The organism is Streptomyces sp. NPDC056061 (assembly GCF_042266885.1).
In the GTDB taxonomy this organism is placed as follows: domain Bacteria; phylum Actinomycetota; class Actinomycetes; order Streptomycetales; family Streptomycetaceae; genus Streptomyces.
Window position 1 is genome coordinate 1 of record NZ_JBHJWQ010000019.1, and the last position, 21,725, is coordinate 21,725.

22 protein-coding genes are annotated in these 21,725 nt (G+C 65.6%); 19 read left to right on the plus strand and 3 right to left on the minus strand.

Annotation, left to right across the window (positions count from 1 at the left end; all coding sequences use genetic code 11):
• Positions 1-97: 97 nt before the first annotated feature.
• The 12 genes from ACFC79_RS24665 to ACFC79_RS24720 all read left to right on the plus strand — a co-directional run bounded on the left by ACFC79_RS24665 (position 98) and on the right by ACFC79_RS24720 (position 6,809).
• Positions 98-601 carry a hypothetical protein gene (locus ACFC79_RS24665; protein WP_376243679.1) on the plus strand — a complete coding sequence of 168 codons (504 nt, stop codon included), beginning with the start codon at positions 98-100 and terminating at the stop codon, positions 599-601.
• Entirely contained in the window at positions 601-1,071 is a 471-nt protein-coding gene (locus ACFC79_RS24670) for a hypothetical protein (RefSeq protein ID WP_376243682.1), read from the plus strand. The genes ACFC79_RS24665 and ACFC79_RS24670 overlap by 1 nt, the downstream gene beginning before the upstream one ends.
• Before the next feature lies 1 nt (position 1,072).
• A complete protein-coding gene (locus ACFC79_RS24675) occupies positions 1,073-1,945 on the plus strand; it encodes a hypothetical protein (protein WP_376243684.1) in 873 nt (290 codons plus the stop codon).
• Between the two features lie 10 nt (positions 1,946-1,955).
• A complete protein-coding gene (locus ACFC79_RS24680) occupies positions 1,956-2,654 on the plus strand; it encodes a hypothetical protein (protein ID WP_376243687.1) in 699 nt (232 codons plus the stop codon).
• 139 nt (positions 2,655-2,793) lie between these two features.
• Entirely contained in the window at positions 2,794-3,225 is a 432-nt protein-coding gene (locus tag ACFC79_RS24685) for a hypothetical protein (RefSeq protein ID WP_376243689.1), read from the plus strand.
• A gap of 71 nt (positions 3,226-3,296) precedes the next feature.
• Positions 3,297-3,518, plus strand: coding sequence for a hypothetical protein (locus ACFC79_RS24690; protein ID WP_376243692.1), 222 nt, complete (start codon positions 3,297-3,299; stop codon positions 3,516-3,518).
• Positions 3,519-3,707: 189 nt separating this feature from the next.
• Positions 3,708-4,274 carry a hypothetical protein gene (locus ACFC79_RS24695; RefSeq protein WP_376243694.1) on the plus strand — a complete coding sequence of 189 codons (567 nt, stop codon included), beginning with the start codon at positions 3,708-3,710 and terminating at the stop codon, positions 4,272-4,274.
• A gap of 146 nt (positions 4,275-4,420) precedes the next feature.
• A complete protein-coding gene (locus ACFC79_RS24700) occupies positions 4,421-4,906 on the plus strand; it encodes a hypothetical protein (protein WP_376243697.1) in 486 nt (161 codons plus the stop codon).
• Between the two features lie 176 nt (positions 4,907-5,082).
• Complete coding sequence (locus tag ACFC79_RS24705; protein ID WP_376243699.1) at positions 5,083-5,208, plus strand: hypothetical protein; 126 nt, start codon at positions 5,083-5,085, stop codon at positions 5,206-5,208.
• 78 nt (positions 5,209-5,286) lie between these two features.
• Positions 5,287-5,508, plus strand: a complete 222-nt coding sequence (locus tag ACFC79_RS24710; RefSeq protein WP_376243702.1) for a hypothetical protein — start codon at positions 5,287-5,289, stop codon at positions 5,506-5,508.
• Positions 5,509-5,724: 216 nt separating this feature from the next.
• Complete coding sequence (locus ACFC79_RS24715; protein WP_376243705.1) at positions 5,725-6,207, plus strand: hypothetical protein; 483 nt, start codon at positions 5,725-5,727, stop codon at positions 6,205-6,207.
• Positions 6,204-6,809 carry a hypothetical protein gene (locus ACFC79_RS24720; RefSeq protein ID WP_376243706.1) on the plus strand — a complete coding sequence of 202 codons (606 nt, stop codon included), beginning with the start codon at positions 6,204-6,206 and terminating at the stop codon, positions 6,807-6,809. Before ACFC79_RS24715 ends, ACFC79_RS24720 begins: the two co-directional genes overlap by 4 nt.
• Before the next feature lie 226 nt (positions 6,810-7,035).
• On the opposite strand, the gene ACFC79_RS24725 is transcribed toward ACFC79_RS24720, so the two are convergent.
• The gene (locus ACFC79_RS24725) at positions 7,036-7,740 is read right to left on the minus strand and encodes a hypothetical protein (RefSeq protein ID WP_376243708.1); all 705 of its coding nucleotides are present in this window, start codon (positions 7,738-7,740) and stop codon (positions 7,036-7,038) included.
• A gap of 75 nt (positions 7,741-7,815) precedes the next feature.
• Positions 7,816-8,298 (minus strand): hypothetical protein, encoded by a 483-nt coding sequence (locus ACFC79_RS24730; RefSeq protein ID WP_376243710.1) that lies wholly within the window; start codon positions 8,296-8,298, stop codon positions 7,816-7,818.
• A 685-nt stretch (positions 8,299-8,983) separates the two neighbouring features.
• Here ACFC79_RS24730 and ACFC79_RS24735 point away from each other — a divergent pair.
• Together ACFC79_RS24735 and ACFC79_RS24740 are read left to right on the plus strand one after the other, a co-directional pair.
• Positions 8,984-10,900 (plus strand): helix-turn-helix domain-containing protein, encoded by a 1,917-nt coding sequence (locus ACFC79_RS24735; RefSeq protein ID WP_376243713.1) that lies wholly within the window; start codon positions 8,984-8,986, stop codon positions 10,898-10,900.
• Positions 10,901-11,458: 558 nt separating this feature from the next.
• Complete coding sequence (locus tag ACFC79_RS24740) at positions 11,459-11,998, plus strand: hypothetical protein (protein WP_376243714.1); 540 nt, start codon at positions 11,459-11,461, stop codon at positions 11,996-11,998.
• 312 nt (positions 11,999-12,310) lie between these two features.
• On the opposite strand, the gene ACFC79_RS24745 is transcribed toward ACFC79_RS24740, so the two are convergent.
• Entirely contained in the window at positions 12,311-12,793 is a 483-nt protein-coding gene (locus tag ACFC79_RS24745; protein WP_376243717.1) for a LysM peptidoglycan-binding domain-containing protein, read from the minus strand.
• A 186-nt stretch (positions 12,794-12,979) separates the two neighbouring features.
• Here ACFC79_RS24745 and ACFC79_RS24750 point away from each other — a divergent pair, with 186 nt between their 5' ends.
• From ACFC79_RS24750 to ACFC79_RS24770, 5 genes are all read left to right on the plus strand, one after another.
• Positions 12,980-13,924 carry a hypothetical protein gene (locus ACFC79_RS24750; RefSeq protein ID WP_376243720.1) on the plus strand — a complete coding sequence of 315 codons (945 nt, stop codon included), beginning with the start codon at positions 12,980-12,982 and terminating at the stop codon, positions 13,922-13,924.
• A gap of 105 nt (positions 13,925-14,029) precedes the next feature.
• Positions 14,030-15,067, plus strand: a complete 1,038-nt coding sequence (locus tag ACFC79_RS24755; RefSeq protein WP_376243722.1) for a hypothetical protein — start codon at positions 14,030-14,032, stop codon at positions 15,065-15,067.
• A gap of 243 nt (positions 15,068-15,310) precedes the next feature.
• Positions 15,311-16,552 (plus strand): AAA family ATPase, encoded by a 1,242-nt coding sequence (locus ACFC79_RS24760; protein ID WP_376243725.1) that lies wholly within the window; start codon positions 15,311-15,313, stop codon positions 16,550-16,552.
• A 207-nt stretch (positions 16,553-16,759) separates the two neighbouring features.
• Positions 16,760-18,445, plus strand: a complete 1,686-nt coding sequence (locus tag ACFC79_RS24765) for a hypothetical protein (RefSeq protein ID WP_376243728.1) — start codon at positions 16,760-16,762, stop codon at positions 18,443-18,445.
• Positions 18,446-19,344: 899 nt separating this feature from the next.
• A complete protein-coding gene (locus ACFC79_RS24770) occupies positions 19,345-21,285 on the plus strand; it encodes an AAA family ATPase (protein WP_376243731.1) in 1,941 nt (646 codons plus the stop codon).
• Positions 21,286-21,725 lie beyond the last annotated feature (440 nt).

A 21,725-nucleotide genomic window follows, 5' to 3' on the forward strand; every position in this document is an offset into this window, starting at 1 on the left:
CCGCTACGAGAAACGCGCCTACATCTACCTCGGCACCGTCACCCTCGCGGCCCTCGCGATCTGGCTCCGAACATGATCCAAGAAACAGACCCTAGTCATGAAGTACGAGATGTGCGCCACGCAGTTCCGCACGGCCCACGATTACCTGAATCTCGTGACCGGCGAAGTCGAACTCATCCGTCGGTACGGCGCCTACGACGTCCAGGAGTCGTTTCTTCAGCCCGACGGGCGGATCCTCCTCCTAGCCCACGGCGCTCACTGCGGCGAGCCCTACGTGGTCGGTGTCCACAACGCGTCCTCCGGCGTCTACTGGTCCGACGAGGGCGACGCCCGCAGGCACTACGGCTGGCGGATCGCCGAGTCGTTCGGCCTGGTCGTCGAAAAGGAGGGCTCGGTGGCCGTCGTCCCGGCCAGCCGTGAGTACGCCACCGACCTGGTCAAGAAGATCAAGCAGGACTGCGCCGAGTGGAACAGCGGCGCGGTCGACGCGGAGGAGGTCGGCGACCGCCTGGTGGAGCACGCCTCCTCCCTGGCCAAGCACCTCCAGAGGACCGGTGTTCTGTCCGCTCGGGTCTTCGAGAGCTGGGAGGCGGTGGGCTGATGCGTCCCACGTTGCAGACCCTGATGCTCAACCTCCAGCTCGCGGCCTACCAGTCCACCCCGGGCGCTCCAATCAAGAACTACGGGCCCCAGGGCAAGGGACCGATGGGCGAGTTCCTGCGGCCGACCACCAAGGCCGAGGCCGAGAAGATCCGCCCCGTCTTCGAGCGGTACGCGGCCGAGCTGCGCGAGCGCGACCCCGGCACCTACAACGCGTGGCTCCTCGACTTCGAGTTCTGGCGCGCGGGCGACCTGACCGTACGCATGCCCAGAGTGGACGCCTACGAGAAGCGCGACGAAGACGGCCTGCGCATCTTCCGCGACCACCGGTTGATCAACACCCGGGAGATCGTCCCCTGCTCCGACGACGACCAGAAGGCATTCGCATGGCAATGCCGACGCTGCGGCTTCAAAGGGCACGACGCCGACCTCATCGGCGCACCCCGCTGCATGACCAAGAAGGGAAACTGACATGCGTTGCACCACCGTGTCCGGCACCGACGTCGAGGGCGATTGCCTCGGTACCGCAACCCACCTGTTGATCGGCTCCATCAGCGAAGACGAAGGGGCCCGAACGCCTTTCCGTGACCCGGTGTGCGAGCCCTGCGGACGAGCCTACGAGCGGCGCCCCGCGCTGAAGGCCCGCGTCGTCCCGCTGCACGTGTACATGCCGGAGAGTGCGTTCATCGAGATCGTCGAAGGACACCGGCTGATCAAGGACCCGGAGCATGAGTCCCGGTGCTTCGACTGCGGTAAGGCCGGCACCCCGACGTGGTTCCGGTTCCAGACGAACGGCTGCCCCGGCCGCCCGGAGTCCATCACCGTGCTGCGTTACTCGCGCGAGTTCCTCCAGAGCGGCCTCGGCAGGGCCGAGAAGGCCGCACAGTTGTGGTGGGACTACGCCGTCGGCTACCTGCACACGCACATCGGGGACTGGCGGGCGGTCACCGATGACCCGCACTACGCCGCCTACTTCACCTTCCGGGACCGTGAGTACGGCGTGCGGCATGACCTGCTCGGCGGCCGTTTCGGGGCCGAGAAGCTGCCCAACCGTGGCCGCCCTGAGCCGGAGATCATCGATCCCTACCTCGACCCCTACAACCAGGCCGTCTTTTACTTCCACGGCCGGGTGACGGACTCCGGGGCTGCGTACTCCGCCCACTGGACGCCCGGCCACGCGAACATCGCCGACCGCGAGCTGATCATCCTCTACACCCCCGGGGGCTCGATCCGCGAAATCCTCCGCGTCCCGGGCGTGCGGGGGTGGGCCGAGACGGTCGGCGCCATCTGCGACGCGTTCGGTCCGATCAGCCACATCAAGCTCCAGACCCGCATCTTCGAGTAGGAGTTCAGCCATGCCCAAGCCCGAGTTCATCTACCACCCGACCACCCCGCCCGGCGAGGAGCCGACGCGCTTCCAGGTCTACAGCAAGAGGTCAGCCGACATCGACGACGCCTATCTCGGCACGGTCTACCTGACCGCCGGAGGCGAGTGGGTCGCGGACTGGAGCACGCGCAACGGTGCTCCCAACATCGCCATGCCCGGCTTCGGGTCCAAGGCGAGCGCGGCCGAGGCCCTGTACTGGTTCGCTCCGCCGGCCCAGTCGCTCCGCAGCCGCCCGGCCGGCAAGCAGCTCGGTGGGGTTGACGAGCGCCCGGTCGACATGTCCCGGTGCGGCTGCTGCGTGAACAACGACTGCGAGTGCGAGGGCCTCAACCGCATCTCCCAGCGGGTCGGCACCGCCCAGTCCTACGAGATCTGCCCCTCGCTCATCCCCGAGACCGGCGTGCTCGTGTCCCTGATGCCGTTCCGCGACAGCAGCGACTTCCTCGTGGACTTCAACACACGCGGCATCGGCACGGGCATCGGCTACCTCCAGCACCGGGACGACGGCCGCTATGACGTCCGCGTGGGCCAGAAGTCGATCGGTACCGCCGCGACGCCGGAGGTCGGCATGTGGGCGTGCTTCCAGGCCCACACCGCCACGAAGAGCTTCGCGCAGCTCCTGGAGCACTTCGAGCCGCATCAGGAGGAGCCGGCCGGCACCGAGTAGGCGGCACACCCACAACTGAATAGGCCGGAATACGGCCGGGCCCCGTGAACGAGTTCCTCCGCCCGGTTCGATTCCGGGACGGGGCGCCATGCGTCCAAAGGGACGCAGCAGAAACAGCTCCTCTGAAGGGTCCGAACGCATGAGTATCACGCCTGAATCCGTGCTCACCCGCTACCGCCTGACGTGGTCGCGAGCCGACGGCACCGGGAAGGAGCAAACCGTCGAGCGCTTCGTCGACTCGGCTGACCTCACGCGACCGGGCGACATGGACGAGCTGAAGCAGGTCATCCGCAGGATGCTCGCAATCGCATACCTGCCGACCGGCGAGGCACAGCCGGAGAACGTGCACCTCCAGGACGTCATGCCGATCTGCAACTGCGACGACCCGAGCCCCGGGAACTGCGCCTTCGCGGAGTATGGGGGGCACCGCTTCTACCTCGGCCCGGCCGGCGTCGGCGGCGGCTACGAGGCTATCCGTGACCGGCACGACGACAGCGTTCTCGGCGTCGTCCGCAACACGCTCAGCGTCGAGTTCCTGACGCTGGTCCAGCACCGGTGCGGCCACCAGTGAGCGGCGCGAGGCGACCCCGGCCTCCGGCACCATCCACTACCCGTTGAACTAGCTGTAGGAAGAGGTACCCCATGGCACGCCGAATCGATCCCCAGTCCATGCTCGTTATCGCCCGCATCGGCGGCAGCTCCAGCAGCCGCAAGGAGGAGCGGTGCGCCAGTGTCGAGCGGGGCGAGGCCCTGATCAAGCTGTGGGCGACCGAGGGTTACACCACCTTCTGGACCGAGGTCGGCGAAGAGGGGTTGTCGAAGCCGTTCCGGCTGGTCGACGGCGAGCGCGTCGACATCAAGTAGCACGTGCGGGGCAAGGCCCAGGGCACACCAGCAACACACAGCGGCTCGCCAACCGGTAGCCGCTTTTTCGTGCGCAGAATGAAGAAATCGGAGCTTGTCATGACCATTACCGCCATCGAGGCCGCTCCTTCCGCTCAGACGTCCGCCCCCGTCATCCGCCTGGACGATCCGTAGGGGCTGCACCGGGCCGTGTCCAACGCCCTGCTGTTCACGATCGCCGCCAAGGAGAACATCCCGGCGCTGCGGGCGGTCCGCTTCGAGCGCGACAAGGACGGCACGCTGGTCCTGGTGTCCAGCGACAGGTACCGGCTGTTCAACGAGACTGTCGAGCACACCCTGGTGTCCGGGAAGACCGAGTTCGGGTTCCTGCTGGCCCACGACGACGCCAAGCGGCTCGCGGACCTCCTCAAGGGCGCAGGCAGGTTCGGTCAGGTGATGCTCACCGTGGAGGACACGCGGCTGAAGGTCCAGGCCGGCGGCGTCGAGATCACCCTGGGCTTCGAGGAGGCCGCGTTTCCGAAGTGGCGGAAGCTGATGCCCTCGGAGGACACGGCCACGGACGTCGGGGCCATCGCACTCAACCCGACCTTCCTCGGGCACATCGGCAAGCTGAAGCTCGCCACGGCCAACACCCCGGCCCAGCTCAAGTTCTACGGCCACAACAAGCCGGTCCGGATCTCCTTCCACGACGGCCCGCTGGTCTGGCAGATGCCGGTCGTTATCGACTCCCCGAAGGCGGCGGCGAAGGCCGCCTGATCCCGGCCAGCATCTGCCCAGATCGGGAGGCCGGCCCCCTACGGCCGGCAGCGCATTCCGATTCGTGCGGATTCACTGATGGTCAGCCCGCAGGAATTCACTGCGACCTGATCATCTGTGTGCCCGTGCAATAAGGAGGAATTTCCGTGCCCGAAATTCGGACCGATGTCTGGATCACAAACGCCGCCTCACCGGAGCAGCTCCTGCCGTACCTTGGCAAGCATTTGGTGGCCCTGCCATTCGGCCGGGAGGGAGAGAAGGCCAGTGGCCAGTTCATCAGCCTCGACCCGACCGCCGAAACGGTGGCGCTGCGCGACTACTCGACCGGGATTGTGACCGAACTCCCCATGTTCACCACACACTTCCGCTACAGCACCACCATCGAGTCGCCCTTCGCCGGACTGGCCGTGGGAATGATCCGCCGATTCGAGTGGCATCACGACCACTACGGCAACCCGCTGGCCCTGCCTGTCAGCTACCTCGGCACCGTCGACAAGGTCGCCGCCAATGCCGTGCACCTGTGGGTCCGCGATACAACCCACCAGGCAGGCGGCTGGTGGGCCCACATCAAGGCCGACGACGCAGCGAAGCACTCGATTCGTCCACCTAGTGCCGCCGCGCCCGCTGAATAGGGAATCCCATCAATCGAATGGGCCCTACATTTCGCCTGGACCTCTCCCTGCGCTACTTCCAGTCGCCAGAAGTTCAGCTACGTGTGGGACTTCGTCATGTCCTTCTGGATCGTTGTACGGCGTAAAGACCGGCCGGAAGTTGATCCCGACGCACGACGTGGTCTACGACCGCAAACGTGGCAACCGGGGCCACCGCCCTGGTCATGTCCTCCCGCGGGCACTTCCAGGTCCGCTACGAGGGCGACGAACAGCTCACCAACTACCTCCACCGGTGCCTCCTCGCTCCGGGGACTACGGCGTGACCACGAAGCAGTGGGCCGTCGACATCGAACTCGGCCGCAAACAGCCCAGTCAGAAATGACCCCGATATGCATCTCGTCGTGTCTGCTTCCGACGGGATATACCGCAACTCCGACACCGACTACTCCTGGACCGACGCAGGGGAGATCCTCGCGATCGGCGCGAACGCCAGCTTCGTAGGGATCTCCTCCGGCCGCCACACCACCCGGGGCAAGGTCGTCGACCTGACCGTCACTCGCGACGAGGTGACCGAGAAGATCACCGTTCTGCTGACGAAGCAGGGTTGGTACCGGCCTGACTAGGAGCAGCAGAGCGAGGAGTGCCGCAAGTGCCTGCGCGAACCCTTCGGCCTGGCCCCGGATTTCGCGGTCGGCACCGTACTGGAGATCCATCAAGGCCGACCCCGGCTGTACCAGCCCGACGCGTGACCCCTCAGCCGTGTCGGTCCCCCCTGCGGGGGCGTGGCAGTCATTGCCGAGCGCCCGAATCCACCCTGCTATCCGAAAGGAAATCCACGCATGCCCGTGCCAAGAAGCGGACAGCCGGAGCGGGACGAACCGCCCACCTCCGGCTGGCTCGTCGACCTCTCCGAACAACAGCAGAACGCCCTGGTCGGCAGCACCCTGAATGTCTTCTGGAAGCAGCAGGCCGCCACCGGCCTGCTGCTCTCCGTCACCGAAGGCGTCGCCCACCTCTACCGCCCCGACCAGGTCGAGCCCCTCAAGTACCTGGTGACCGGTACCCGCTTCGAGCGTGTCCCCGGCACCCCGATGCGGCCGGCCCTCGCCGCAGCGCTGCGCTACGAGCACTTGTGGGTCACCCGCTTCAACGCCTTGCTGACGGACGGCGAGCTGCGGCCCGGTGTAAGCCAGAAGCACTACGACGAGAAGGTCACCGAGTACGAATGGGGCCTGCCCGACGTGTTCTCCAGCCTGGTCGCCGAGGCAGCCATTAGCGCATTCACCCCGCCCACCATGCCCGCGAAGGAACAGCAGCGATGACCGACGCACCAGTCTTCGAAGCGCCGTTCGGAGGCGCGATGGTCCACCTGACGAGCCCCCGGGACCACCGGGGCTACCGGCACATCGTCGCCTGGTCCGTCGGCATGGGCGCCACCTCGACCGACTTCGTGAAGGAGCGCTGCCGTCAGGCCGAGGCCGAGCAGGCACCGAAGGACGCGGTCTACAAGTCGACACCCAACCCCAACAGCGAAGAGGTGCCGCAGTGGGTCAGGGTCGGAGACATCGCCCGGCCCGAGAACCGTGAGAGGGTCGAGACCTACGTCAAGGCGATGCTCGCCTACGAGAAGAAGCTGAAGGCGTACCGCAAGCAGGTCGCCGACCTGCCGCCCCTGCACAGCTACACCCTGAATGTTCCGGCCACCGTGACGATCACCGTCAAGGCCCCCTCCTACGAGGCGGCGCATGCCGCTCTCGCCCCGGCCGACGGGAAGCCCGGCCACGAGATCAAGCAGATCACGCCCCGCATCAATGGCACGCTGCTCCTCCTGCTGAACCGAGAGGACGCCGAACTGGTAGCCACGGACGACCCCGACTACAAGACCCCGCCGACGACCGAACGCAGTATGCCTCTCAGCACCTGAACAGCATCCCGGTACCGGCCCGGCCTCCCTCGCGGCTCCTGCTCGCGGACACAGGCTGCCTCCCATGAGCGCGAACACCGACGCCCCCGGGGTTCAGTACGTGGACACCAAGTTGCGAAATGTGGTTTGAGGTCCACAACATCAGCCCCGGCGAGTGACCAGTCCCTTGAGGCGAAGGCCTCGGAAAGTCTCCGGGGCCTTCGTCGGCCACCAGACTCAGCCGTACTCACGACCACTGATCGCCAACCGACGGCCGTAGCCTTTTCTGGCGTAGACGCTCACGTACGGAGCCGATCATGGGAAGTGTCAGGCCGGAGAAGAGTGCGAGCACTGCCAGCCCGCTCAGGACGGGGCTCAGAATCTCTTCGGTCTTCAGCGGCCACGGGCTGTTGAGGGTGTAGAAGATGATGTACGACCCTTTGCAGAAGGTGTACGCCATGCCCAGAGCTGCAGCTACCGAGGACATGGCGAAGCCGGCGCCACTCCACGGGCGGATCCCCCAGTTACGCCGGGCCGTTCTGCCGCACATGAACGTGAGTTCGCCACACGTGACCAGGACGTATGAAAGGTAGATGAGCAGGTAGGCGGCGACCTTAAAATTATCCGCGTAGGCAGTGGTGAACTCGACATCGGGCCCGTTCGTGGCCAGGAAGAGCGGCACCATAATCGCCAGCTCCACCAGCGCGGCGAAGCCGCGCTGGAACATCGCGGACTTCAGGTACTCGGGCCGGTAGGCCAGATCCACCATCGTGATCTGCAGAGCGGCGCACCACAGAATCGCGCAGACGTGCGCCACCAACTTGCTCACATTGGCGATACCTGTGATGTCCTCCGCCGTATTTGCGACCACGGGGACAGCACACAGGACGCCGAGTGTGCAGACACCGAAAGCGATGGCGATGGCCCATGTGGAGACGCGTGGATTGCCCACAGCTCTCCGTGTGCAGAGTGCAGAAACCAGCAAACCGGCCACGGTGCACGTCCCGAAGACTATGCCGTCCACTACTTACAGCCCTTCCAGTGCGTCAGCCGCATATCGCGCGGCCTCGTCTCTGCTTCGTCGGCGTTGGTGTCTGCCTTGTGCCTTGGGGGTGTCGCTGGTGGTGGCCTGATCTAGACCGAGGTCGGCCCGACGCTGTTCCAAGTCCGCGATGAGATCCTGCAGTTCATTGTGCGGAAGTTCCTTGAGCAGGACCAGGACGCGGCGCGCGAGAGGTTCCTCGAAAACGATCAGGGCCTCGAGATCGTCATAGCTCTCATGCGGCAGTAGATGGGCAGGTGGGACGCCCAGGGCTTTGCACAGGGCCACAACCGTCTTGACAGTCGGATTGTCCTGCGCACCCTTGGCCAGGTGGAAGATGGCCGTGTTGGAGACTCGGGGATACCCATCTGGCAGTGCATTTACAGAAGCTGACAGTGTGCGAGACGTGTACGTGCGACCGCCTCGTACCCCGCGCCCGGCCATGAGGGCCTTCAGCTTCTCCGCCAAGGACGGGCGGTTGCTCCTCACCACGGGTAGGAGCTGTCGGACATGGCCTGGAAGCCCTCCTGCTGATGACTGCACACGACCATGTACCGGTCTCTCGCTCTGTCGGGACTCGTGTGTGTTTACTTTAGTTGACACGTTCGTGTGCGCAAGGCAGGATCACGATGGGGAGACGAAACTCTGCGCAATGATCAGCTTACTGGCTGTGATGGCCGTGTGGTGTGTCGGTGCAGGGTTCCCTTCTGGGCCATGAAGCGTGGTGGCCTGATGAGTTGGATGCGATGGCTGACGGACCAGGGGCCGGTGTTTGCCGCATGACCCGCGGCTGCACCTTCAGGCTAGGTGCTGCGCCGACAGGGGGAGATCGGAAAGTGGCGTCAACAGCAGCGATCAGACGGACCAGCGGCACATCTGTATGGTGCATTTCTCCGGACCGGACTTCCATTTCCGGCCGGGGGAGTACCCGTGTGCGCCACGTCAGAGCACCCCGGCAGACCGGATTCGCGGCAGGGACCCGGTGTGTCTCTGCGACGTCGCCTCGCACAGCCGCGCAGGTTGCGCGGTGCAGCCCTCGTCGAGCGAGCAAGACCGGAGCGTCTTCATGAAGTCGTGACTGCCTGTGTGCCTTGGCAGGCCAGTCGTCAATGGCACATTCGCGACTTCGTCCGGACAGCCCAAGGAGTGCTCGATGCCAACACTGGGCTCGCTGCCCGCCGACAAGCCTGAACTTCGACTGACATTCGTATGGGACGACCCAAAGCGCGCCGGGGTTAGGGAGGTTGCCGGCGTGGTCACCGTGGCTCCAGAGCAGGTGCTGAAAGATGGTGTTCCCAGAAATCTACCCGATGGCTGCCTCGTCCTGATCGCCGGTGCGGCGCCGCTCCGGTTCCGCGGCCGTATCGCGACGGTGCTGGAACCATTGCTCCAGCATATGAGCCAGAAGAGGAGTCCCGGACTCGTCATCAGTGCTGATTCCGGTACCTGTCAGCCCTTTCCTCCACCTGTCGTGGATCAAGCCAGGCGCCTGGATGTCCCGCTCCTGACAACGGCCGCGCCTGCTGAGAAGTGGGAGGGCCTGCACGAAGAGATTCAGCAGTCCCGGCTCAGGCTTGCTGAACGCCGTGTGTCCCATCTCAGCTCACTTGTCCAGGAATTGCCTGCTCATCTTGCCGACGCGCAGGCGATGCAGCGCATTGCGGACTGGCTCGCACGAGTCCTGGACGTTCAGGTCCTGGTCAGTGAGCCGGAGCGGGTCCTTGCCGCTTCGCCGGCCACCGCAGCAGAGCAGCTCGCACAGGCCGTCATCCAACAGTCCGTCGACGCCGGTCTGTCCGATGCTCCTTCCCGGCCCCACACCCAACTCATTCCGCTGGCCCCGGCGTCGGCCGTGGACACGGTACTCGCCGTGGCCCGCCGTATTCCGTTCGATGCGGAAGATCTGAGACTGCTGCGCCATGCGGCGAAGCTGCTCGGTCTCGTGGACCAGGCACACCGCGAGTACCGGGCGGCCGCTGATGCTTCCCGAGCGGCACGCGGTGCAGCTTTTGCGCTGCTTATGGAGGGCGAGGTAGCCAAAGCCCGCCGTGTCATGACCAGCATGGCGCCCGGGATGCTCGACCCGGACACTGCTCGTGTCTTTGTCATCGACACCGAACAGGCGCATCGGGATGCCGCTGTACGCCGCTGCACTGCCATCATCGGGCATCAGGCGCTCGTTGTGCCCGACTCGCGGAGAGCGCGAAGGATCCTGATCGTGCATCCGATACGTTCCGAAGAAGACAACGGGGCTGCTGTCGCAGCTGAGCTCACCCACCTGGCTGGCACATTCGGAGCCCACTCGTCACTGGGTGGCAGCGGGATCTATTCCATGACACTGCTCGCCGATGCGCTTCGCGAAGCAACCACTGCGCAGAGCTTTGCCGCATTGCAACCTGACCCCGTAGCCCTTTCGGTGCAGGGGGCGGACCTCGCCAGTCTTCTCCCTCAGGCGGAAGCGCAGCACTGGGCCCGGCATCTGCTGAGCCCGCTTATGCAGGACGGAGCACAGTGGGAGTTGATGCGTGAGACGCTCCCTGCCGCCCTCGCCTATCCGTATACGGTGGCTGCTCGTCGGCTCCACTTGCATCGCAATACCGTCATGCGCCGCACCGCACGTGCGGCTGAGCTCCTCCACAGGGATTTCGGACGCGTAGGCGACCGGGTCGCCGTCGCTCTCGCCCTGGAAATGGTCACGCAGAGGGAAACGACGGTTCCGGCCGTGCACACCAGCACGGAACCGCCGTCCCTGACACGCCTCCTGGCCGCCCCCCAGGTGCAGGCATGGGCGCAAACCCTGGTCCGACCGGCCCAGGCAGACCGGCGCGACCTTCTGCGGACGGCACGTGCCTGGCTCGCCTTTGATACACACGTCGAGCCCGCGTCCCGCGCGCTCGGGCTCTCCGAGGTGACAGTCCGCTCTCATCTGCGCGCTCTTGAGAGCCACATGCAGCGCGATCTGACCACCCTTCCCGGTGTGCGCGACCTCCACGTCTCCCTGCACGTTGCTACGGGCGACCCCGGTCTTCTTGCGGATCGCCCCGATGACGGTCTGCGCGTCGTGGCATGAGCCGGGTCACGAATTCAAAGCGACACACCGCTTCTCTGTATTCGCTTGCGTGAATCGTGAATCGTGTTCGGATCTGCTGGTATATGAGGCAAGCCGAACTTCCCTGCTAATAACCGACTGAGCGGTCTCAATGTGCATGCCTCGGGGCGGTCGGTCGGGACTCTGGGCGGTCAACCGTGTCACGGGTGTGCACTCCCGGTGTGATCACGTCCCGAGGGGTGCACACCTGCGCTGCCAGGCGACTGTCAGGTGCAGGGTCGAAACGTCCAACCAGTCGGTTTGTGCAGAGGTGTAATGGCGTCGCTCACCGCATATGCGTAGCGTTGCTGGTGCAATTAGATTCCCGATTTCGGGGTGAGTGAGGTGCATCGAACTCACCGGCAGTCAAGGGGATCAGGCCCGCGGTGAGTGGGCCAGGTGGGCAACAGCGAATCTGCTGGGCACACCAGAAGGCGAATGCCGGAGGTGGTTGGAAGCCTCCACCCGGCACCCGCTCTCGCCAGCGCAGAAGCAGGCGCGAAAGGGCCTGCGCAAGGCTTGCATACGAAGGAGTGCGCCATGACGTCCATACAGCCCGTAGCCCCCGGATCCGACGATTTCCGAGGGTTCGAGGAAGCGCGGACGCTCATGTGGTGCTATGAGGCCAGGTCCCGGGTGCACGAGCGTCTGGGTCTCACGGACTTCCCTGCGGACGAGGCCATCATGGCTGTGCACGTGGAGAACACGTCGCGGGCCGACAGGATGTTCCTCTCAGCCTTCGACCACAGGGGTCGACTCATCCGCGGCGATACCCTCTACGTCGACGAGCCGGGCCAGCGCGTCGACGTGACCCCCGAGTTCGACCACGACTTCACCGGCATGGAGATCCCCGTGGGCTCCGGGCTAGAACAGGCTGTCGTCCGTGAAAACGGCTGGGTCATCGACTTGCAGGCCCTGCGGGAGTACGATCCGATCGCCGATCGGCGAGCCACCCAGCGCGCGGTGTTCCTGGCTCACCTCGCTGACATGCTGGCCAGCGGTCAGGCCCGCAGCTTGATGTTCGGGGGCGCCACCGCAGTGGACGAGCCGGGCGAACCTCCGGAATCCGGGGTTGTCTGATAGACCGCCATTTTCCCCTTTTCGCGGGCCCCGCCATGCATGCTGGGCGGGGTCTGATTGCGCCACCCATTGCCCGAGAGCGCTGCGTGGTGTCGAACAGCATCCGACGGAAAGCAATTGAGATAACCGGCGTGGACCGGCTCACGCCGGTCCCGGGTGATGATTCGCGTGCACACGACCGTGCCGCGTACAGCCGGGAGGGATCAGGCGATCGCCTCTGCCCGAGTGGGAGCACAGGACGAAGCCCCGATACCGCGTCACGTCAGCGGCATCGGGGCCTCGTCCACCATCCTGCAGCGGCAGGCTCCTGGATCATCGCACCGGAGGGATCAGCAGTGATGCCCCGGCGTAGATGAGATCCGGGTCCTGAATCCTGTTCTCCTCGACCAGGTGTCCGACCGGGACCCCGCTCTCACCTGAGATCCCGGCGAGGGTGTCGCCCGGCTGGATCACGTAGGCCCTGGTCCCGGGTTCCTCCTTGCGGTCCGTCTCGCCCCCGGGTCCGGCGGGCCCGGCTGGCTCTCCCGCGCCGTTGTCGTCAACGGCGCCGGAGGTGCCGTCGCCCTTCCTGTCCGGCAGCGTCACAGTGCCTCCCTCCTGGGCGGGGGCCGCAGCTGCCACGGCGTTGCCCGTCAGCGCCATCTGCATCACACCCCATCCTGCGAAGAGCATCGCACCGCAGACCATCAACCCGGCTGCGATCACCGGACCGCGGCCGTAACCCAGAGGTCCGACCTGGCCTGCCCTAGTCGTCTCCGACTCGGTCCTCTCAGGCTTCTGAATCGCATCTGTCATCCCCGCCGCCTCTCCTCTGCAAATGGCCCTGAGTGACCATCCATGTCCGGCGTGAGCATTCTATTCATAGTTCATTTGAACTAGATAGAATGGGGGGAGTGATGGTCGGTCTGCTGTCAGTCCGAGAGATTTCGATAGGTCGACGAAAGACCATTGGGTCACCCAGATAGAAGGAAAAGCATCACCATGGTCAACTACTCTGTCTCCGCAAACCAGCTCACCGAGGGCGCTCATGTCCTTGTCCGCGGCATCCTCGCCTACGGGCGTCTCACACGCCCGATCGAGGGCGCCGAACTCGAGGCCAGCGACCAGCGCAAGATCCAGAACGGCATGAGCCCGGTCGGCAAGCCGCACACCACGGTGACCATCACCGAGGCCGAGGTTCTGCTCGCCGACCCGCAGAATCCCACCGTCGAGGAGATCTTCGTCGCCGAGCGCCGCTACACCTCGAAAAAGAGCCCCGATACCGGAGCGAACTACTCCATCGATTCCAAGGGCACCACCCCGCCGATCATCGCGATCCCGTCGGACAAGGGCGACGGCACCTTCGACCAGGACACCAGCGGCCAGGAGCTCGCCCAGGGCCTCAACGTCACGCTCGTGCTGCGCGTCTACAAGCCGAAGAACTTCAGCAACCGCGGCCTGGCGCTCGACCAGGTGATCGTCAACGAGGAGCCGCACTACTACAACGCCGGCGGCGTCTCCACCAGCGAGCTCGCCGCACGCGGCATCGTGTTCAACACCCCGCCGAAGGCCATGCAGCCCCCGGTCGGCGGTTCCACCGCCGATGTCGCCCAGGAGATGGTCGGAACCGAGATCCAGGAAGGCCTGGCCTTCCCGGCTCCGCAGTCCACGGTTCTCGTCCAGGAACCCGCCGCCCAGCCGTCGGCACCTGCACCCGCTGCCGCGGTTCCCACCGCGGTGGCCCCGGCTGCCGCTGCTCTTACGGCACCGGCCCCGGCTGCGACCACCGAGCAGGGGCTCGCGGAGAAGCTCGCCGAGCTCGAGGCCGAGAACGAGAGGTTGAAGAACGCCGGTTCGGCCGTGGGTGCGCCCATCGCCCAGAGCCCCTGGGGCAACCAGAACGGCGGCGCTGGTGGCCAGCAGGTCGGGATCACCTACCAGGGCTGATCCACACCGGCCAGAGACGAGACCCCCGTACTGGCCTCCGTGCAGTGCGGGGGTCTCGTATTTCTCCGTTCCTCCCGCCCGCAGAACGAAAGTGTGCGCCTCACGATGACTCCCGCCGGCCCCCGGACATGGTTCTCCGCCTTCTACGACAACCCCGCGATCCGCACCCTGGGGACCGCTTGTCGGTGGACCATCTCCGGACGGCTCGGCGACCTCGGTACCGACGGCGATGAATCGGACCACAAGGCCCCGATCGACGTGCGCCACCTGATCGACGGATGCAACCCGGGCTGCCGCCATGTCGGCGCGCTGCGCGGAGCCTTCGCACCGGACGCGACCTGTCTGCTCACCCTCGACGAGCTCACGGCCGCGGTGCCGAACGCGGCCAACGCGGCCTACTACCTGCAGGCCCAGACCGACGGGCTCATCGTCATCGACATCGAGCCCGATTGCCCGCCGGGCATAGCCACGGACCTGCTCCGACTGCCGGGGATCCTCTATTCGGAGCTGTCGATGTCCGCTCGGGGCTTCCACCTCGTCGCACCCGTGCCCACGAACCTGCACGGCTTCCCGGTCGCCGCCGGCAAACGCGTGCTGCGCGAGGAGCACGGCTGGTACGAGATCCTGTTGGACCACTGGGTGACCTTCACCAGGTCCCCGGTCCCGGACCGCCTCGTTGACCGCGCTGCCGCCTTGACCGGGCCCCCGCAGTTCTCCTCCGTCGAGGAACTCTACGCCGAACTGGCGGCCAAGGCCCGCGAGAGCGCGAACGCCTCAGCCGTCACCGTCAGCACCAGTGGTCAGATGCCCGACATCCCACACGCGGAGAAAATCGTCGAGCAGACCCTGCTCAGTGCCCGCGGGCGCCTGCGACAACAGAGCGACTTCGACCACGACATGTCCCGCTGGGAGTTCTCCGTCATCGCCACCCTCTACCACTGGATGCAGGTTCCGCTGCGCACGTACAGCAGCTTTGGCATGGAGTACTCCTCCGGTGACCGTGCATGGCTGCTCTACCGGGCGGCCCTGGACGCCATCCCGGCGCGTCCGAAACACAGCCAGCTGCGCAACGGGAGGCCGTTCCTCCTCGACCGGGCGGCAGCCCTCGTCGCAGAACGCGAGGCAGCAGAAACGCGTGCATAGCGTGGCTTGACGCCTGCGCACGGGAGCGTCTGGACGGCAGCCAGTGACGTGGCGGCGGGGGAGGCGCCGGATCGCGCGGAGCGCGATCGGGTGGCGGTGGGCAGCGGGGCGACACCGCCACCGGTACCGGCCGCGTGACCGGGACTTTGTCTTCTCACGTCGTGCGCTGTGTACCGCCGCTCTCCCCTTCTTCTCTCCTTTGTTCCGCCTGCTCAGCTCACCCACAAGAAGGACATCATCCTCATGAAGTTCAATGACACCCTGACCACACTCATGCAGCAGTCCCTGGAGGTCGGCGCGACCCCTGCTCTCATGGGTGAGCCCGGCATCGGCAAGTCCTCCTTCGTCGAGGCGTTGGCCTACTCGATGGGCACCAAGGCATTCGTGCTGCCGTGCAACCAGCTCGCGGACAAGGCCGACCTCACCGGCGCGCGCCTCGCGCCATACACCAAGATCGACGGCTCCCAGAGCTACAAGCAAGTCTTCTACCCGCACCAGGTGATCCAGGAATGCATCGACTACGCCGAGGACAACCCCCGTGAATGGCCGATCCTGTTCCTCGACGAGATCAACAGGACCACCTCGGACGTGACATCCGGCGCGCTCACCCTGGTGACCCTGCGCCGCATGGGCCACATCGAACTGCCGGACAACGTCCGCATCGTCGTCGCTGGCAACGACAAGGGCACCGTCACCACACTCGACGAAGCGAGCCTGTCGCGTTTCACGATCTTCCACGTCGAGCCCGACGCCACCACTCTGGTTTCCGTCCTCGGCGACGACATGAACCCATGGGTGAAGAAGGTCCTCACCCAGTACCCGGCGCTTGTCTTCCAGAAGTCGACGCCCAACGCCATCGTCGCCGACGGCAAGGACGATGACGACGACGGCAACGTCACCATGGCCGATCTGTTCGACGGCGGTGAAGAGATGAGCCAGCTCACCACACCACGCACCATCGACAACCTGTCTCGGTGGCTCAATACCGCCGACAGGCAGGAGCTGGGACAGTACCTCGCGACGCCGGTCCAGATTGCCGGGCGTGAGACCTCACAGCTCAACGAGGTCATTGAGGCCTTCACCGGGGACACGATGTTCACCGCGCAGCTGGTGGGTGTCATCGCGGAGGACCTCGCGTCGAGCTCCGGCGGCCAGCAGCAGAACCGGGTGAACGTCCCGAAGCCGAACTGCTACGCGACTCTCAAGAAGGCGAAGAACATCACCGATCTCGCCACGGAGATCTCGCAGCTGACCAGCAACGAGGTGTCCGGCGCGCTCGTGTATGCACTGAAGGAGAAGAGTGACAATGCGCGCCTCATCGAGCAGCTCGCACAGGTAGCCACGCAGATCGAACCGGAGCACACCCGCACCCTCATCGACATGCTGCGCATGCAGCAGGCCGACCGGCAGAACCTGGAGGCATTCCTTCAGCTCGACACGCCGGTCGTCAACGCGGCCAAGCCCGTCCTGTCGGCCTTCCTCTGAGGCCGGGCCCGTCCGTGCCGTGCATCCGGCACGGACGGGCTGCGCCCGCCCCCCCCCCGAGACAACCGTCTTCCTCCGTACCACCCGTTTCCACGGTCCTCCACCACTGCCCGGCTCCTGGCGAACCGGGCGATGGCGGGGGCTGTACGCCGACTGATCCCTCGGAGGGACGGGCCCGGCTCCATACCCAGATAGAGGAGGTGGCTCATGACGATCACCGTCACGAACCAGAAGCCGGCAGTGCTCGACGCGCTGCACACGATCCCGTGCACCGGTGACTACGACCCCATGCCCGCGCTCCAGCAGACGCTCATCGATCCCCTGCTGGAACCGCTGAACCCGAACGCCCCGGCGACGCTCACCGACGGATCCGGCCACGACCTGACCGGCGACATCCCGGATCTGATCAGGCGCTGCCTCGGCAGCACGATGGACACCGGCGCTGAGAAGACTGTTAAAGAGCTGCTGGGGCAGGCCCTGGTGCACTTCAACCCGAACACCACGCTTCCCGTGGGCGAGCTCTTCGCTGCCCAGGCCGGCAGTAAGCACAATCTGCCCGCCCCTTCCCCGAACGTTCTGTACCACGCGAGCAATGCCGTCATCCCCGCCGCCAAGGAGCTGCTGGCAGGCGTCGGAGAACCCAGTCAGTTCTTCGTCGCACTCGCCTACGCATACCACCCCAACACGCTGGGGTTCTGGTTCCAGTCATCGGCGGCGTTCGACGGCTTCAAGACCTGGCTGAGCCAGCAGACCCAGACCATGGCACCCGCCCTGGCCCCGGAATCCGTCCGGCTTCTGAACGACTTCACGAATCTCTCTCTGAAGGGACTCACGGAGTCCCTGCTGCTGCGGAAGGACGACGCAGACGGCAACGACGAGTTCTCATTCGCCCGTCTGCTCATCCACATGCTCATGTCCTATGCCGGGCAGCAGGCCGGGCAGGCCGCCGCGAACGGTACAGCCGTCGACGCCGGCATCCTGCCATTCACTGTCGGCGAGCTGTTCTGTCCCCGGTCTGTGGTCCTGGTGAACGCCGAGGCCCACGCACGGGCCGCCGCGCCGAAGGTGACGGGGGAGTGGAACCTCATCAACCAGTCTCTGGCCTCGCCGGTCAAGGTGATCTCCAACGCCTCGCTGTCAAGGCTCACGAGCCTTCCGCGCGCGGCGGCCAAGGCTGCAGCCATGGTGGGGAGCAAGCTGTCCGGCCAGCCCGGGGCCCGGTCCGCCCAGGTGAAGTTCCGCAAGCAGCCTCCGAGCAAGCTCGACCTGTTCAAGGACATCACCCGGGTGCTGCACCGCATGGGTAGGGTCAACCGCTCGCAGAACATCTTCCGCACCACGAGGACGACCTTCCTCAAGGCCAATCGCCGCAATCCGGACGACTTCAACAAGCCCGGCCGGATCAACTCGGTGCAGTACATGCCCGACCTGCACGTCTACATCGACACTTCCGGGTCGATCTCCGAGGAGAACTACCAGGAGGCGGTGCTGATGCTCATCCGGATCGCCAAGAAGCTCAACGTCAACCTGTACTTCAACAGCTTCAGCCACCTTCTATCGCAGGAGACGCTGCTCAAGGTGGAGAACAAGTCGATGAGGCAGATCTGGAAGGAGTTCCGGCGGGTGCCCAAGGTCGCTGGCGGCACCGAGTTCAAGCTGGTCTGGGACTACATCAACGCCTCACCGGCACGCAGGCGTCAGATGTCGCTGATGATCACGGACTTCGAGTGGCCTGTGCCCTCGACCCGCGAGGAACACCCGCCCAACCTCTACTACGCGCCGTGCTCGGCCATGGACTGGCAGCATGTGATCCAGTCCGCCGAGGAATACGCGAACGCGATGCAGCACATCGATCCGAGCATCCGGCAGAAGCTGCTGGGCATGGTCGTCTGACTCGACCCGCCACACCGCGGAAGCCGGCAGGGGCAGTGCCGTCCGCTTCTTCTCGTCGGCACTGTCCCTGCCGGCCCGACGGCCTCGACGTTCTCCCTATCCACCCGTGTCCCGATCGGAGCCCCACGGCGCGTCCACCGAGCGTGGCAGCGTACCGAGCGGCCAGTCCGACGGAGCCTGTGATGCGAATCTCCGTTGATGTGCTCACCGTCCGATCACGCCAGGGCCGACGGCCACCGCCTGGTATTGACCGGTCCCCGTACACCCGCCCCCTACCAGAAGGTCGACGAGATCCGCGAAGCCGCCGGCGGCCGATGGACCACGTCCGAAGGCGCCCACGTCTTCCTTGCGGACGCCTCTGAAGCGATCGTCCCGATGCTCCTCCGAGATGCGAGGTCGTACCACCGCTGCCCTCATGGTGGCCCGGCAGATCCATGGCACTGCGATAGCCAAGGCGCAGCGTTCCGTCCCGCCGCCCTCGGCAGTCACGCGCAGGATGCTTCGGCAGTGGGCCTACGCCGCCGGTCACGTCGAGTCGGATCTGCTGCCGCCGACCGCATGTACGCGCTCATCTCCCAGAACATCGTCGCCGCGTCGTGCGCGGCCGGGCTGACCGCCGAGATGGCCTCGTCTCCCCGTCAGTAGGGGTTCAAGGCCGTCTGGCTCGTCCCCCCATGCGATACCTGCGCGTACGCCCTCAACTGGCACGGATATTACGCCGCATGCACCGTCCCGCCGTGCGACTGCAGTCGGCACCAGTCGCCCAGAGACACCCCTGTCCCCGCCGTGAATGGAGGAGCACTCTCCGGTTTCGCTGACGAAGCACCGTGACACCCGAATCGCCCCGGCAGCCACCCGGTAAGCGTGCACCCACCATCCCATCAGCACAGGAGGACCTCATGGGCCTGTCCAATTTCACGTCGGGATCCGACGACGACAAGACCAACGGCTCCGGCCCGCCGTCCGGTCCCCCCAACTTCCCTCCGGCACCCCTTGCATACGGAGGTGATGACGAGGACGTCGTCACGGAACTCCTCATCGACTACAACGAGAAGTTCAAGAACGCCGGCCCGACGATGTTCCGCGACGTGCTCATCGAGCAGGTCCTCGCCACACTCATCAGCAAGAACAAGCCGAACGTGCTCCTGAAGGGCTCCGCCGGCGTCGGCAAGACGAAGATCGTCGAGGACATTGCCCGGCGTATCGCCCTCGGCGACACCCTCATTCCCGACTTGCTTCAGGATTACACGGTCTACGAGCTGCCGATCACGAACATCGTCGCAGGATCCGGCGTCCTCGGATCTCTCGAGGAGAAGGTCAAGGCGGTCGTCGAGTTCGCCTCGGATCCCACCAACAAGGCGATCCTGTTCATCGACGAGATCCACCAGATCACCGGTGGCTCCAGCAGCCGCAGCGACTCGGTGCTGCGCAAGATATCGCAAATCCTCAAGCCCGCGCTCGCTCGCGGTGACATGTCCCTCATCGGGGCGACAACGTCGACCGAGTCCCGTGCCTTCGATGAAGACCCGGCCTTCGCCCGGCGCTTCACCCAGCTCGTTGTCGACGAACTCACGGTCAAGCAGTCCGAGCAGATCCTCATGGCCGTCCGCCCCGGCCTGCTCGACCACTACCGGCACCAGATCGGAGCCTCCGACGACGTCCTTGTCGAGACGGTGAAGATCGCCGAGGCCAACTCCCGTGCCGGTCAGCACCGTCCGGACAACGTCATCACTCTGCTCGACCGGGCGATGGCCGACCGGATCCTGGAGCAGAAGAAGCTCATCGTCCAGGCCGAGAACGCCGGCGACACCGTCCTCGCGCAGACGTTGCGCTCCATGGGGCAGGTGCCGCTGACCACGAATCGTGTGCTGGCTGTGGCCAAGCGACTGATGACCGGCAACGCCCAGCGGCCGGATTTCGATGTTGCGACACTGCGCGCCACGCTCATGGACCACCTGCAGGGTCAGGACCACGTGCTCGACCAGCTCATCGACCGTCTGGCCCGCGAGGAGCTCGACCTATTCCCGACCAAGGCCCCGACGACGTGGATGTTCGCCGGGGCCTCGGGCGTGGGCAAGACCGAGACCGCGAAGATCATCGCCGAACAGATGACCGGTCAGGGACCGATCATCCTCAACATGACCGAGTACCACTCCGCGTGGTCGACTTCGAAGATCATCGGCTCGCCTCCGGGCTACGTCGGGTCCGACTCCAACCAAGAGCTGCCGTTCGACACCCTTGAGTCCAACCCGCACCGGGTGATCCTGCTCGACGAGTTCGAAAAGGCCGACAAAGCCGTGCAGCGGCTGTTCCTGTCGGCGTTCGACGAGGGCTACATCCGCAACGCGCACGGCAAGGTACTCGACTTCTCCAAGGCACTGGTCATCTGCACGACAAACGCCGCCCGTGAGTCGCTCAACGGCATTCACATCGGGTTCGGATCGACTCCGAAGGCCGTCTCGCACAAGAGTCTCACCAAGGCCCTGACGGGATTCTTCGATGCTGAGCTGCTGGGGCGGCTCTCGTTGGTCGTCGGATACAACCCCATCGACGAGGAAACCTACCGGCGGATCATGGCAGCCGACTACGCCCGGCAGCGCGAGCGGATTCTGATCGCCAAGCCCCGGTTGGCCCCGGCTCTGCCGGACACGATGCCCGACGACGAACTGCGCGCCATCGCGGAGGCCACCTACGTGGACTCCCAGGGCGCCCGCCCTGCGGGCAAGGCCGTGCGCACCTGGATCGAGGACCGGCTGCTGGCCGCCCAGGCCCGGACCACGGGCGCATCCGTGCCCTCGGCCGCACCGGTCGAAGAGCCGGTGTCACCGACGGCCGACTGATCCAGAATTCGTGCTCCATCCAACACCCCCGCTCCGGTCTGTCCTGGCGGGGGTGCCCGCTGCCCGCACCGTCACGCCTGGCAGAGTGAAGGACGCCCCGATCACGACTGCCGCACAGCTACAGGGCCGGGACGCGGGGATCGCCGACAACGCCCGGCTGATGCTCGCCGAGAAGGCCAGGAGCTCCGCCGAGTGCAGCCAACCGGGCATGATGTTCGGCCTGTTGAAGAACGGCCTCAGCGGTTCTCTCGTCACGGTAGATCCCTGGGACACCGATGTCGGCGATCCAGCGCGGCACTCGCCCAAGGGGCAATCTGCCGCTCGATGGGTGACCGCGCGCCTGGGTATCGCGGTGTCCGGGGTTGTGCGGCCTATGCCACGGACCCCGGACTCACGGGCCGCACGGCCCCTGACGGGTGAGTTGAGAGAAGCACGGGAGG

Bases quoted from the DNA above. Each gene is read 5' to 3' on its own strand.
- ACFC79_RS24665 (WP_376243679.1), top strand. From the start codon at position 98: ATGAAGTACGAGATGTGCGCCACGCAGTTCCGCACGGCCCACGATTAC.
- ACFC79_RS24670 (WP_376243682.1), top strand. From the start codon at position 601: ATGCGTCCCACGTTGCAGACCCTGATGCTCAACCTCCAGCTCGCGGCC.
- ACFC79_RS24675 (WP_376243684.1), top strand. From the start codon at position 1,073: ATGCGTTGCACCACCGTGTCCGGCACCGACGTCGAGGGCGATTGCCTC.
- ACFC79_RS24680 (WP_376243687.1), top strand. From the start codon at position 1,956: ATGCCCAAGCCCGAGTTCATCTACCACCCGACCACCCCGCCCGGCGAG.
- ACFC79_RS24685 (WP_376243689.1), top strand. From the start codon at position 2,794: ATGAGTATCACGCCTGAATCCGTGCTCACCCGCTACCGCCTGACGTGG.
- ACFC79_RS24690 (WP_376243692.1), top strand. From the start codon at position 3,297: ATGGCACGCCGAATCGATCCCCAGTCCATGCTCGTTATCGCCCGCATC.
- ACFC79_RS24715 (WP_376243705.1), top strand. From the start codon at position 5,725: ATGCCCGTGCCAAGAAGCGGACAGCCGGAGCGGGACGAACCGCCCACC.
- ACFC79_RS24720 (WP_376243706.1), top strand. From the start codon at position 6,204: ATGACCGACGCACCAGTCTTCGAAGCGCCGTTCGGAGGCGCGATGGTC.
- ACFC79_RS24735 (WP_376243713.1), top strand. From the start codon at position 8,984: ATGCCAACACTGGGCTCGCTGCCCGCCGACAAGCCTGAACTTCGACTG.
- ACFC79_RS24740 (WP_376243714.1), top strand. From the start codon at position 11,459: ATGACGTCCATACAGCCCGTAGCCCCCGGATCCGACGATTTCCGAGGG.
- ACFC79_RS24745 (WP_376243717.1), bottom strand. From the start codon at position 12,793: ATGACAGATGCGATTCAGAAGCCTGAGAGGACCGAGTCGGAGACGACT.
- ACFC79_RS24750 (WP_376243720.1), top strand. From the start codon at position 12,980: ATGGTCAACTACTCTGTCTCCGCAAACCAGCTCACCGAGGGCGCTCAT.
- ACFC79_RS24755 (WP_376243722.1), top strand. From the start codon at position 14,030: ATGACTCCCGCCGGCCCCCGGACATGGTTCTCCGCCTTCTACGACAAC.
- ACFC79_RS24760 (WP_376243725.1), top strand. From the start codon at position 15,311: ATGAAGTTCAATGACACCCTGACCACACTCATGCAGCAGTCCCTGGAG.
- ACFC79_RS24765 (WP_376243728.1), top strand. From the start codon at position 16,760: ATGACGATCACCGTCACGAACCAGAAGCCGGCAGTGCTCGACGCGCTG.
- ACFC79_RS24770 (WP_376243731.1), top strand. From the start codon at position 19,345: ATGGGCCTGTCCAATTTCACGTCGGGATCCGACGACGACAAGACCAAC.